Source organism: Lysinibacillus sphaericus OT4b.31 (genome assembly GCF_000392615.1).
Taxonomy (GTDB): domain Bacteria; phylum Bacillota; class Bacilli; order Bacillales_A; family Planococcaceae; genus Lysinibacillus; species Lysinibacillus sphaericus_B.
In genome coordinates this window covers 668,275-681,957 of record NZ_KB933398.1, presented here as the reverse complement: position 1 = coordinate 681,957, position 13,683 = coordinate 668,275, and the positions used below count along the sequence as shown (strand labels likewise).

Annotated in this window: 7 protein-coding genes; 4 read left to right on the top strand and 3 right to left on the bottom strand. The window is 38.0% G+C overall.

Annotation, left to right across the window (positions count from 1 at the left end; translation table 11 throughout):
• Positions 1-17 precede the first annotated feature (17 nt).
• From H131_RS03215 to H131_RS03205, 3 genes are read left to right on the top strand one after another with little or no spacing between them, the layout of a single operon-like run.
• Positions 18-1,214, top strand: coding sequence for an AraC family transcriptional regulator (locus tag H131_RS03215; protein ID WP_010857614.1), 1,197 nt, complete (start codon positions 18-20; stop codon positions 1,212-1,214).
• Between the two features lie 43 nt (positions 1,215-1,257).
• Complete coding sequence (locus H131_RS03210) at positions 1,258-2,262, top strand: ABC transporter substrate-binding protein (RefSeq protein ID WP_010857613.1); 1,005 nt, start codon at positions 1,258-1,260, stop codon at positions 2,260-2,262.
• Positions 2,259-3,059 (top strand): alpha/beta hydrolase, encoded by an 801-nt coding sequence (locus H131_RS03205; RefSeq protein ID WP_010857612.1) that lies wholly within the window; start codon positions 2,259-2,261, stop codon positions 3,057-3,059. Before H131_RS03210 ends, H131_RS03205 begins: the two co-directional genes overlap by 4 nt.
• An 82-nt stretch (positions 3,060-3,141) precedes the next feature.
• On the opposite strand, the gene H131_RS03200 is transcribed toward H131_RS03205, so the two are convergent.
• The 3 genes from H131_RS03200 to H131_RS03185 all read right to left on the bottom strand — a co-directional run bounded on the left by H131_RS03200 (position 3,142) and on the right by H131_RS03185 (position 11,723).
• Positions 3,142-5,079: an AraC family transcriptional regulator gene (locus H131_RS03200; RefSeq protein ID WP_010857611.1), complete on the bottom strand. Its 1,938-nt coding sequence runs from the start codon at positions 5,077-5,079 to the stop codon at positions 3,142-3,144.
• A 202-nt stretch (positions 5,080-5,281) separates the two neighbouring features.
• Entirely contained in the window at positions 5,282-9,535 is a 4,254-nt protein-coding gene (locus H131_RS03195) for an S-layer homology domain-containing protein (protein ID WP_010857610.1), read from the bottom strand.
• A 619-nt stretch (positions 9,536-10,154) separates the two neighbouring features.
• Positions 10,155-11,723, bottom strand: coding sequence for a sensor domain-containing diguanylate cyclase (locus tag H131_RS03185; RefSeq protein WP_010857608.1), 1,569 nt, complete (start codon positions 11,721-11,723; stop codon positions 10,155-10,157).
• A 325-nt stretch (positions 11,724-12,048) separates the two neighbouring features.
• On the opposite strand from H131_RS03185, the gene H131_RS03180 reads away from it, so the two are divergent.
• The gene (locus H131_RS03180; RefSeq protein WP_010857607.1) at positions 12,049-12,969 is read left to right on the top strand and encodes a CAP domain-containing protein; all 921 of its coding nucleotides are present in this window, start codon (positions 12,049-12,051) and stop codon (positions 12,967-12,969) included.
• The last annotated feature ends 714 nt before the right edge of the window (positions 12,970-13,683 follow it).

Genomic DNA, 13,683 nt, shown 5'->3' with positions numbered 1-13,683 from the left:
TGAGAGGTTGATTCACATTGAATAAGAAAAAAACTCATAGTACTAAAAGCTGTGACAATGCTCGTATGTCACTAAACGATGTTCGAAATTATATGGCAAACCATTTTGATCAGCCATTATCTATTGATTATCTAGCATTGATAACCGGATTGAGCCCAAACTATTTTGGCGAAGCGTTTAAGAAAGCTTATGGACAAAGTGCTACTGATTATTTAACAGAACTCCGTATCGGACAAGCGAAACAGTTGCTTCGTGATACGGATTTTTTGTTACGAGACATTGCACAAAAAGTCGGCTATAACGACGAGTTTTATTTCAGTCGAAAATTTAAGAAAGAAGTAGGTGTTTCCCCATCCTTTTATAGTAAGGCTTCCCGAAAGCAAATTTCTACCTTTTCCGTGTCAGCCACCGGTAACTTACTAGCACTTGGAGTTATACCAGTGGCAGCACCACTCAATGCTAAATGGAGTCCCTATTACTACTACTATTACCACTCTGAAATTAGCATTCACCTAAATATTTTTGATGCTGAATCGGAGGATAACTTTAAAAAGCTCTTGTCTGCGAAACCTGATATTGTTATTGTTCATGAAAAAACTTCTATAGATATGGTCAATTGGCTTGAAACGGCGGGTATCCAGATAATCAGTATAGGTAATGGAGATTGGAAAACACAGCTTAGAGAAATAGCTTTGGAAGTAAAGAAACAAAGCCAATGTGAAAACTTGATTCAATCTTACGAACAAAAAGCATTGCAAGCAAAAAAGGAGATTAAACAACATGTTGGAGAAGATATTTTTGTTGTTCTAAGATTATCCGGAGATAAATTATTTTTATATAGCAATAACGGCATCCGAGATGTTATTTCTCAGGATTTACAGCTTACTATCATCGACGTACAGAAGGAACCCTGTAATGAGCAAATTTCGATTGATCAGCTACTAGAGTTGAATCCTGAACGTTTACTAATACTCCTTTGCCCAGACACCGATACTCGGCTTTATTGGCTTTCGCTACAGCATCTTATTCACTGGAAAAAACTGAAGGCAGTAAAAAATGGTCATATTTATCTCATACCGTCTAATCCTTGGTTCGAGTATTCAGCCATTGCCATTAATCGGATGCTAGACGAAATGCTGTTGATGCTAACCGGAAAAAATCCAAATCCCTTCCCTGTTCCCGTCCATGGAGTCTTATCTGACACTGAATTATAATTCTATATGAGAATCATTATCAGTGAAGGGAGTTTAATTATTTATGAAGCAAATTTTAAGCAATAAATATAAGGCTATTTTTAGAGGTGTCTGTACTCTAGCAACCCTGTTACTTGCAATCGTATTCCTTACTGCCTGCAACTCTAAAACGGTTGCTAAGGAAGATACCGCCAACTCAACGGAAGCATCACTAGATACCGATGCCGAAGAAAAAGATGTTTATCCAATGACTGTTACAGACGAGCTTGAGAACGAGATAACACTCACAACAAAACCAACAAAAATCTTCGCCCCAGTGATGGAGGATTCCTTGCTTGCTATTGGAATTAAGCCAATTGTACAATGGTCGAACGGTGTTAAACCGCAACTCTATTTACAAGATCAGCTAAGTGATGTACCAGAGATTAGCTTTGCTAGCGGTCCCCCTTCGGCAGAAGCAGTTATGTCTTACAAGCCAGATCTTATTCTATTACACAACTCTCATTATGCTGACAGCGGTGTCTATGAAAAATATGCAAAAATTGCTCCAACTTATGTGTTCAAAAACGCACCTAGTGATTTATACAATTCTATTAAAGTTTTGGGCCAACTAGTAAATGAACCAGAAAGAGCTGAACAAGCTCTACAGCGTTATCAAGAAAAGGTCCATGCTGCGAGGACAAAGCTTACTTCTGTTATGGAAGGAAAAAAAGTAGCGTTAATTCGATTTAATGCAAAAGGTATGTTTTTTATGAGTGATGACTATTTTGGAGGCTATGTTCTCACGAATGAATTAGGATTTGAACAAAGTAACTTAGTAAAGAATGGGGCCTTTGAAGTATCGTTAGAAATATTGCCTGAATTGGACGCAGATTATATTTTCCTCATTAACGACGGTAATCTAGGTGATGACTTTTTAAAAGAATTAAAGGAAAGTAGTATTTGGCAAAGTACAGCTGCAGTCAAAAACGGTCAAGTTTACGAAGCTTCAGGTGATCACTGGCTTAACGGAGGTGTTCACGCCCATGGGAAAGTATTAGAAGAAGTAGTGGGGTTCCTAGCGCAATGAGTAAATTGACAAAAGTACCTTATATGCCAGAGAGATATTTTGAATACCATATGACGTCTAGTAGACAACTTGACTACAGAATTTTGATTGCGTCTCCATTGGACGAGCCCCCTCCAAATGGCTATGCGGTTATTTATGCCTTAGACGGAGATGCCCTTTTTCAAACGCTTGCAGAAGCAGTCAAACTACAGACACGAAAACCAAAGGGCTTTGATCCGATTCTAGTCATAGGTATCGGCTATCCATCACGGGAACCCTTTGATATGGAACGACGATGCTGTGATTTCACAATGCCGGTAAGTGAAGCCAGTCTACCATCTCGTCCAATAGGCAAACCATGGCCTACTAGTGGAAAAGCTGAGGACTTTCTGAACTTTATTGAACAGGAATTGAAGCCTGCAATTGCCAAAGAATGGCCGATTAATGCTGGTAAGCAAGCTATTGTTGGTCATTCACTAGGTGGGCTTTTCACATTGCATACACTGTTCGCAAGACCTCACTTATTTACCCACTATGTAGCCGGTAGCCCATCTGTTTGGTGGGGAGACAATGAGATACTAAAAGAATTAGACATGTTTAAGGAAACATGGAAAAGTGAGTATCCACTCAATCTGCTGTTAACGATCGGTGCGGAAGAGCTACCAGATATGCTAGATGGAGCAGACCAGGTTTTTGAGCGAATGAAGGGGCAGGCAGACGACAACATTCACACGTACTATGTGAAATTTGCTGAAGAAGAGCATGTTAGTGTGCTCCCTGCCATGCTTAGTAGGCTTCCTGGATTTTTAAATTCCTAATGACAGGACAAAACCCAAGTGGCGTTACCGCCACCCGGGTTTTTTTATGCATCAAAATGTTGGAAATAGCGTATGACTAACGCTATTTCACTAACATATTCGGAAATTCCTCCAACAACATTTTACTCGTTGTCATATCATCACAATTCCATTTATCCTCAATAAAATATATTTTATTGTTTTTTACGGCAGGCAAAGAGTTCCACAAAGGCTTTTGTTGTAATTCTTCAAAAGCTTTTTGCGCCTCTTTATCCGCAGAAAGTAATACAAATAAATAATCACCAACAAGCGTATCATGCATGGATTCTTCAGAAATTTGAATATACGGCCCGCTATTCGGCTGTAACGCTTGTACCTTTTCATCCATAGCAAAACCTTCAGGTTGATACAGTAAATCAGCTACCCCTCCTGTTTTCATGACATACATATTTTTATTCCAAAAATATTGAAGTACCACAGCAGTTTCGCCTTCAGCCACTGTACCATCTGTACGAAGCTTCTGCCACATAGCTTCTGCATCTTCTTCATACTTCTTCAGTTGTTGCTCTCCTTCTGCATTTTTACCAACAATATCAGCAATAATAGGGAAACGTTCTTTTACTGGGAGCATACCATCGAAAACAACAGTTGGTGCGATTTTAGAGGCTTCTTCAACTTCCTTATCCATAATGTATGACAGCATAATTATATCTGGCTTTAACGACAGCACCTTCTCCAAATTGGTTGGGAAGCCAATATCAGTTGCACTAATTTTCCCCTTATTTTCTAATACACCACTATCGATAAAACGGCGGTCCACCCCAACTGGCTCTATGCCTAATGCAAGTAAATCACCAATGACATTGCCCTGAAGCACAATTCTTTCCGGCTTTGTTGGAATTTCCACTTCAGTTCCTCGACTATCTTTATAAACTCTTGCAGAAGATCCAGTCGCCTGCTTTTCTAAAACAGTTTGATTTTGTCCTGTCGTTTCATTATTTAAATTTGCAGTGCCTCCTGAACAAGCACTTAGCAATAATGTCATGCAAAGCAGCGCCATTGCTGAGAATGATGCTTTTGAACCTCTATGCATATGTAAATCTTCCTCTCTATTATATTGATAATGATTATCACTATTAATATATCGCCAAATATGACGCCAAACAATGGACGTTCCAATGGCATTTTGAGGACTATCTACTTCTTTCAGCCGGCTTACTTCACGTTTTCTAAAGCGTAAAGGCGAAACCCCTTTATACTTTTTAAAAAGACGACCAAAATAATAAGGATCTTTATAGCCAATACTTAAGGCAATTTCCTTTAATGTTGCATCTGACTCTACCAATAATTTTGCTGCTATATCAAGTCGAGTTCTGATTAAATAATCAATTACACTGTATCCTGTTTTCTTTTTGAACAATGAAGATACATGAGGAACACTGTAATTCAAGCTTGCCGAAATAGACTCCAGTGTAATCGATTGCACATAATGTTCTTGTATATACATGACTACTTGCGCTACAAGATCAGGCTCTATGATGTCGATTTCTTGTCTATGGAGCTGCCGTAATGTACTGTGAATAAATTGATAAAACAATGCTTTAACACAGAAACGATCCAAGGCATCTGCCCGCTTCCATTCCTGCTCCATTAACTTAACCCTATGAAAAATAGAAATTGGATAGCTTGGTACAAAACTGTACTGTAAATGAAATGGATTACTCTTTTCCAGCAGACGCAATATCTCTTGATGACTAGAACTTGGAATCGATGCTTTATAGAAAATTAAATAATATTCCAGTTCATTCTCTGTAAGAATTATATCTAAAATAGTCCCTTTTCCACTATGTATGACCTGAAACTGTTGAATGATATATTCAATATTATCAAGCTGAACTTGTGCTTGACCACGCGAGATAAAAATAAAACCATTAGAGGGCATTTTGTAATTGCGTAAATCCCATCTCAATATCTTACGGCGTACATCTAACACTTTTATTGAGGCATTATCCCAAAGTAAAATATGGTCTTTTCCATCCATTATAATAAATCCCCCCTTTCCATCATTATAATTGATAATTATTATCAATTATACTTAAAGTATGTAGAAGGACGTAGGTTGATTCTAATAAAATTAATGAAGTCAAATTACAAGTTGAGCGTCTTTTTATATTTATGTGAGTATTATAAAATATAGCAAAAACACTAGCTTTCAAATATAGCTAGTGTTTCGCTTTTTAGACTTATTGAGTTCTTGGTTTAATCAATACGTAGTTTGGAGCTGTTGGAGCTGTTGACTCTTTAGCATAAACAATGTTGCCATACTTATCTTTTGTAAATAAGTATATACGTTGGTCTTTTTGGAAAATATTTGTTGAATTTGGATCACTTCCTGTTTGAATAGCAGGGAACGTTTTAGCAGAACTTGCATCATTAGGTGCTTTTATTATTCCTTTACCATAAGAAACAATTGCTCCACCAGGAATATATGTGAAATTATTACTATCTGCTCTTGTTATTACTTCTTGAACATCATTTAATGTTAATTCATATCCATCTGAAAGTACAGCATAGTAATAATGTTGATCCCATGTAATATCAGCATTTAAGTTTGCTACGACTTGAACTTCCTTCGAAATATTTACATTACTTGGGAACTGAGCATCTGGTAATAATGTTGCCGAAGTAATTGTATTTACTTTCGTTGGATATTTGTACTCTGCTGTAGTCTTGCTGAATGTCCAGCCTCCCTTATCTTTAACCGTTGCATTTACGGTTAAGTCGAAGCTTTGAGTTATTTCATCGGCAAATTTGATAATCATCTTCCGTGGTTCCCAATCTTTTTTAGCTGCAGTATCTTCCCACTCCCACGATGTATATGATGGTGAAATAGCTGTAGTTTTCCCATTCTCAACTAATTTGAAATCTGTACTTGTTAAATTAATAGCCTCTGAGAATGTTACTTCAAATGTTTTACCATCGATGCGTTTATAAATTGGGTCTTCTACTTTTGGTGGTGTCCCATCCGAGAAGAACGTATATTTCATAATACCTTTGCCATCACCACTAGGGGTTAGACTTATTGGTTTGGTTTGTTTTTCATCAAATGTGTAAACTTTCGATTCTGTACCCACCTGCAGCATTGTTGCGTTATTATATCGGTCTTTTACAGCAACATAAAGCTCGTAATTTTGGTGTTGTGATAGAGAAAAGTTAATTTCATTTGTATCTTTTCGCATAGTGCTAGCCTTTCCACTAGCGATTACTTCTTCAGCATTTGTAGGAACGGGTATTGTTGTATCGTCAGATTTTCTTAAGATATAGTGATACGTTCCCTCTTCATCTGAAAGGAATTTAAAAGTAGCTTTCGTGTCATCCTCCGCTATTTTTATAGAAGTATTTTCTATTTTCGGTGATGTTCGGTCATCAATAACATGTTTTGTTTGAATGTCAGATACGTTCCCTGAACGATCGCGTAACACCATATAAATTGAATAGCTCTTAAATGGATCTAAAGGGGGTGTTGTATTTGGTAATGGGATTGGTTTCTTTTGTTTTCCTAATTGCGCTGGTTGATTGCCCCCACTACCAACAATAGCCACATCTGCAGTAGCTACTTTAAATGTTGTTGCATTTGTTTGAACAGCTTCAATTAGACGCAGGCGATCATCACGTGTTAGCTCTAAGCCTGACTCCATAATTAAATAATGATATGTACCTGCTTTTGTAGCATTAAACTCTACAATTGTTTGATCTTTTTCCGCATTAATGGCAGGTTCACCGATAATTGTTAAATATGGCCACTCGCCATCTTTATGAATATATTCAGCTGTATTTCTTGGAACATTTGTTGGCAGTACATTATTAATGTTTTCAAATTCATTGTCTGCTAAATCTTTAACATTTGGCGAAATTGTTACTACTAAGTTATCCCCATTCACAAAGCCTGTTAGTGAGGGGATTGTGAAAGTTAATCTCTTTTGAGATTTATTATAAATTACTTTTTCAGGACGAATTGGTTTTTGTAAACCTGCATTAATAATACCTGTTCCTGAAAGCTCATAGTTCTCCACATTTTCAGCAGAAACAGGATCTAGTTCTTCATTTACTGTTACATAAAATTCATTTTTAATGTCATCAAGTAAATATAATTCTCCACCTACGACATATGGTGGAATGTTATCTAAAGCACCTGTCTTGAATTCTTTTATAGCCTCTTTTGGAATCGGATCTACCGAGTTATTACCAGAATTGTCCTTCATTACTACATAAAGTTGATAATCTGTTTCAGCCTCTAAGCCTGTTAGAATTTCTGTAATTGCTAGTTCACCTGCAACTGCCTTACCTTTTCCTGATGGGTTGGCAATGATATCTGCGGTTGTCGGATCTGCTGCGGTTGTTTTCTTACGTACATAGTAATAGTAGTCTCCAGGCTCACTTGCGACGAATTTCATTTCAGCCCGTTTACCACCATGAAGAGGTAACACGGTTAAGCTACTCACTTTCGGTGGTGATGCATCCTTCATTTGGAATGCTTGCGATACAATGTCGGAAGCATTTTTCGCACCGTCGACTACCATCACGTAGATGACATATTCTTTTTTCTCGCCTAAATTAGATACTTTAATGCTATTCGTGCCATTCACTGCTGCACCTGTTCCACTCGCCACATTCTCAACAGAATGTCGGTTCACCATTTCTCGTTTCGTTGGTGTTTCAGCGTCTTTTTCACGGACAATATAGTAGTACGTACCGACTTCGTTGGAGTGGAAGTCTGCTTGAATTTCACTGCCGTTCAGTACCTTGACACCTGAGATGCTAATAATTGGTTTCGTTTTATCTGACGGTTTTTGATTGTCTATATCGTCCTTATCAATCGGTTTGCCGTCTGGGTCTGTAATACTCCCTACGTTATCTTTGTCTTCTAGGAAGTCATCAAATATATTATTCGGTGATTCGCCCTTCGGAATAATAACTTTGTCAATATACGTATAGTCGCCAATATCAACCCAACCATAGGCATTATCAACGTATAACGTACCTACTCGACCATCTATGTACAGCTCTAAATCCGTAAAGCTATTGTAATTGATCCAGTCGATATTACCATTACCGTATATTGTCAGCTTTGTTTCTGTATCGAGGTTGAGCGTGCCAATATTTCCTTGAATTTCAAATTCACGAACATTCCCGATAATATCTACACGTGGTAATTTCGTATTCGTTTCGATTTTCGTACCACTTTGAGACACGACAAGGCGTGACACCGAGCTATTGTAAAATTCGATGTGCTTTTCAACATTTTTCATCGTCACTTTATCTTTTGACCAGTTGACAAATGGCTTGTCTTTATCAGGGTTCTGATCTGTCCAATTTTGAAGATCTGTTGATGGATTACTATTTGTCGAATTATCCTCTTCTGGTTTTTCAGGGTTAGACCAGTTGATAAATGAGACATTATTGCTTGCCACACGACCAATGGATAATGGCTTATAGCTTGAAACATCTAAATGTAAAGGTGGGCGTACTGTTTCGTTAACAAGCATTGTACCAGTCAATGTTACATTAGAAAATTCAATATAGTTGCCATTAACAACGATTGTCGCACCAAAGGATCCGTTTTCTCCATCTAGCTCTAAGAATCTGGAACTGGTTCCGCTCGCATTTAACGTTAACTTGGATACAGAGTACAGCGTTTTACCTGAGAGGTCCCCCTCAATAAGGGCACCCTTTAGCACGTCTGCATTATACTCGTTAAAAATATGAGAAAGACTTTCTGGCACTGTGTATGGTTCAGCATTTATGTAGATAATGTCGTCTTCAACACCTGTAACTTTGTACGATGTTGCATTACTCTTTTTGTCTTGAGAACGAACAATGAAAGACGCAATTTGTCCTCGAGTTACCGCATTAAATGGAGAGAATGTGACAGGCGTTGTCCCTTCAGTAACCTGTAAATCTACTAAAGTTTGAATATAGGCTGCGTTACTCGTTTGACTATTCACATCTTGGAAACTGTGATTGTAATTAGAAGCCACTTCAAATTTAAAGCCCAGCACTAAAATTTTCGCTAATTGCCCACGCGTTATAACTTCATTTGGCATGAATGTTCCGTTTGAATAGCCAGACATAATTCCTGCATTTTGAAGAGCAGCAACATACTTATAGTATTCGTTACTTTTTGGAACATCTTTAAAGTAAGGGTCTTCGACGTTTCTTACATCTAATTTTAAAACCGTCGCCAGCATTTTAGCAGCTTGGCCTCGCGTTACATTTTGGTTTGGACGAAAAGTTTTGTCTGCAAACCCACTAATGGCGCCCTGAGAGTATAATTTTAAAATATTTTCATAATGGCTAGAATACTGATTAATATCTATAAAGGGTGAAGTAGCAGCTGCTACCTTTTGCGGTGGGGGTATCACAACCGCAATTCCACTTGTAGCAAAAACTGTCGCAATAAGCGCCTTATTTACTTTTTGGATTTTTGTTTTATCCATCTCACTCTTCCTTTCGATTAAAGATTGATGCGTGCAATATTATTTTCATCATACCCTTTATATCGACAGGTTGATAGCGTACCTTCATAGATAATTCTAAAATAATGAGAGGAAAAGCATTGATATTATCCTTAGTGTAAGTAGGTTTTCTCCCACACTGCACTCGAGGAATAAAGCTGTCGATTATAGCCAACAAAAAAAACAGTTTGGACACTGTACGTCACAGCAATCCAAACCGCCTACTAACCAACCACTTATCATTTCCCATATTTCAATTTATTCAATCTGAAGTAAAAAATATAATTTAACCTATATTAAACCGGAAAGAGCTGTCTTGAAATTACTTTTATGTATTATAAAAAGCCAAGAAGCATCGGTGCTCTCTTGGCCTTTACGATATATAGGCATACATCTAGTCGTCCTTGTGTTGTCATAAGGGAAAGGGGGATAACCTTACGTCTTGCCAAGTCGATCGAGAGATGTGTCCCGAGTTTACGTATTATTTGAGCGAAGTTTTTGAGTCATATGGCGAATGACTAAAAATAGCTTGCCCAAATGTCCGTCGCATTAATCATGTACCCCAATAATTACAGATGTAAGCCTGTTTATCTTCATTATTTTATATTTTTTCTTGGTGTACTACTAAGACTCGATTTCGTCCAGTTTGTTTTGCGAGATACAGTGCACTATCTGCAGCCTCGATAAGCCTTTCTGTTGTATTGGCCATTTGTGGATACACGGCAATCCCTGCTGATAACGTCACTGGACGACCACATGGACTAATGGAATTAGCTAAAGTTTCACGTAGTTGCTCAGCAACTTGTACCGCTTCTTCAGATGTTGTATTTGGCAATAGCATAATAAATTCTTCACCACCGTAGCGACAGCAAATATCTCCCTCTCGTGCTACGGCCTTCATATTGTTGGCTAAATATTGGAGTACCTTATCCCCCACAGCATGGCCATACGTATCATTGACACTCTTAAAATAATCCAAGTCCAACAAAATAATTGCATGTGGTAATTTTTCTTCCCGCCATTTTGCTAACACGGTATCCATTGTCCGGCGATTCGTGACACCTGTTAAAGGATCAGTCGTGGATTGATCCTTAAAATACGACACTTGTCCCTGTAAAAACGACAAGCTTCGGACAAGCGCACTTTTCAAATAATAGGCTTCAAAATACCAACTGCGAACGGATTTTAACCCTTCTACATTTTTCTTATCCAAGCTCTCCTCTGTTAAGGTCGCTAATTGCTGCAATGGATGTGCAATACGTGCGGCTGCCCAAAGTACAATAATAATAGATACCAACATAAGAGGTAACGCTTTTATTCCTACATCCTGTACACGATCGAATGACGGTTCTAATGCAACATTTAATGGTCGCTGTGAGACGACACCCCACCCTGCTAACGGAACTGTACTATAGCCTGCAAGCATCTTAACGCCTTTTGTATTTACAATTAACCGTGACCCGCTCTTTCCAGCAACAACCGCCTGAACAACTTTATTTTCTATCGCGATATCATTAATGCGACTAGGGTCCTGATGATAAATAACACGACCATCCGCATCCACTACATACACATATGAACCATCATGATAAAAATGCTCCCCAAGGAGGGAATAAAAGACGTTTTGCTCCTTCAAAAAAATTGTCCCAGCTACCATCCCTAAGTATTCATCCGTCTCTGAAAAAATCGGATACGAAATAAAAATGATGAGTCGTCCTGTTAGTCCCTCATAAGGCTTGGACACAAGGGGAATCTTCTTAGATAATGCTTCTTTAGCCCCTACAGAGGTTAACACTTCCCCCTTCACTTCTACAGAGGGAGGAGAAACTGATAACACAAGACCGTCTGCATTGGTTACAAGCACCGAATTGAACATATTATTTTGCATTTTCAGTCGTTCGGTTACTTCATTTAACGCAGTTTCGTCATTCATTTTAGACACGATGGTTCCGGCACTATATCCTAAAATCTGAAATGACTCTTCTAAATAAGAACTAGCAGTTGTCGCTAACTTTTGCGCATATACACGGTTCGTTTCTAGAGAATTTTCCTTTATGGAATCGACATTCATTCGATAGCCGCTCCAAATGCTACCTATACTAGTGAAGAAGAATGCAGCCATCGCCACACCCATAATCAAATGCTTCAATTTTATTTGTCTTGATTTCATTTCTATTCTTTACCCCTATTTATAGTATTTCTTTTCATCGCGACTATCTCTTCACGATAAAAACCAAATATTTTCTCTATTCATCTATTAAAGCACAAAATATTCCCAATTAAGCATACTACCTTGTTTTTTTCAGAAGGGAATATGTCAAAATCGTGTTTTTTCTCAGATAACTCTATAACCAAAGTCATATAGTAGGAGAAATACCAAAATCTTTATATCGTATAACAGGTAGAAATGTAGTAATTTTATATCTATAAAGCTACTCTATTTTCGATACTTTTTTGATATGATTTGTAATTTTACACAAGAGGGTTTGATTTAAATGTTACGTAGAACTGCTCCATTGCTTTTCAGCTTCAGCATGGCTTTTTTGGGGAACGCTTCTCTGATTCAAAAGAAAGCGTCGTCTACAAAATTGGCAGGAAACAAAATTCCGCCTTTTAAGCCTCTACCGCTTGCGTGCTACCAAAGTGAATATGATATGGTGTGGAATCGTTTTTATGATGATGACGCTCAATTTTATCTTGTTGGCACACAACATGATAAAAAGGTTGGTGGCTATGAAACACGCATTGGGTATAACATTTTTGGGATTCAGATTGGTGCTAATCGCACCGCTGTAGAAAAGAAATACGGCTTGCCTCTCACAGCAATTCACCGACATAACACGAGTTATTTGCTTAATTATAATGATCAAGCAGGCAACCTTACCCATGGGACTTATCTAATTAATCAAAACTATGTCACGTTTTTCTATGATTTGCATAAAAACGGTATTGTTCGTTCCGTTACGTGGGTATCCACTACAACTGAAATGTCCAAGCCTGGTTATTATAATTCCCCTTCAGAAGCACTGCGCACAGGACTGGAAGAATTGATGTTTACACTCATTAACCACAATCGTGTAACAGAAGGATTACAGCCCCTTATCTATGAAAAAAATTATAATCATATTGCTCGTCAGCATAGTAGTAATATGATTACACATAATTTCTTTAGTCATGAGGATCACCTAGGAAATCATTCCAATGATCGCCTAGTGGCTGGTGGGGTAAACTTCTATTGGTATGGAGAGAATATTGCTTACGGTCAGTTTAATAGCATCTTTGCCCATGAAGCGTTGATGAATTCAGCAGGACATCGGAGAAATATTTTAAGAAAAGAATTTACACACGTTTTTGTTGGGGTTTCTTTTAAGGATAATGGAGCTCCGTATTACACCATTAATTTCTATTCCGAGTAAAGGTACTATTATCGATTTTTCATAAGCCTATTGTTGTCGTTCATTATTTATGTTTATCCATCACCTCAATCATTTATAGACGTCCACTAGTTGATATGGAGCGCAGGCGGCGACTTCTGCGGGATTAGCATGAGCTGAAGACCCCGCAGAAGCGTAGCGACGAGGAGACTGAAGCCGTGCCAGCGAAAAGCGCCCGCCGTAGCGGAAATCAACGGGTTCATATAAATTACAATTTGCGTACTAAATGATCTTCCGGCACCATTTGGTCAACTGTCAGCACTTCTAATTGATGTCGTTCATTATTTATATTTCTTCACCCTATCCATCACCTCAATCATTTATAGACGTCCACTAGTTGATTGGAGCGCAGGCGGCGACTTCTGCGGGATTAGCATGAGCTGAAGGCCCCGCAGAAGCGTAGCGACGAGGAGACTGAAGCCGTGCCTGCGAAATGCGCCCGCCGTAGCGGAAATTAACGGGTTCATATTTAATAAGACAAACTCTATTTCGAGACTGAATATTCAAATAACGGCTATTTATTGTCTGAATTTTGCCAGAAAATCTATATTCTAAATTTTTTTACTTTTATTGTTATGCTGACATATAATTTTCTGACAAATTATTTTATAATGAAATTTAACATAGTCAATCTAATTATATTTCTGTTATAATACTGATAAATTTATAATATTCTGTATTAATACAGAATGTAGT

Excerpts from the sequence above, each read along its gene's own strand:
- H131_RS03210 (WP_010857613.1), top strand. The coding sequence starts at position 1,258 with ATGAAGCAAATTTTAAGCAATAAATATAAGGCTATTTTTAGAGGTGTC.
- H131_RS03205 (WP_010857612.1), top strand. The coding sequence starts at position 2,259 with ATGAGTAAATTGACAAAAGTACCTTATATGCCAGAGAGATATTTTGAA.
- H131_RS03200 (WP_010857611.1), bottom strand. The coding sequence starts at position 5,079 with ATGGATGGAAAAGACCATATTTTACTTTGGGATAATGCCTCAATAAAA.
- H131_RS03195 (WP_010857610.1), bottom strand. The coding sequence starts at position 9,535 with ATGGATAAAACAAAAATCCAAAAAGTAAATAAGGCGCTTATTGCGACA.
- H131_RS03185 (WP_010857608.1), bottom strand. The coding sequence starts at position 11,723 with ATGAAATCAAGACAAATAAAATTGAAGCATTTGATTATGGGTGTGGCG.
- H131_RS03180 (WP_010857607.1), top strand. The coding sequence starts at position 12,049 with ATGTTACGTAGAACTGCTCCATTGCTTTTCAGCTTCAGCATGGCTTTT.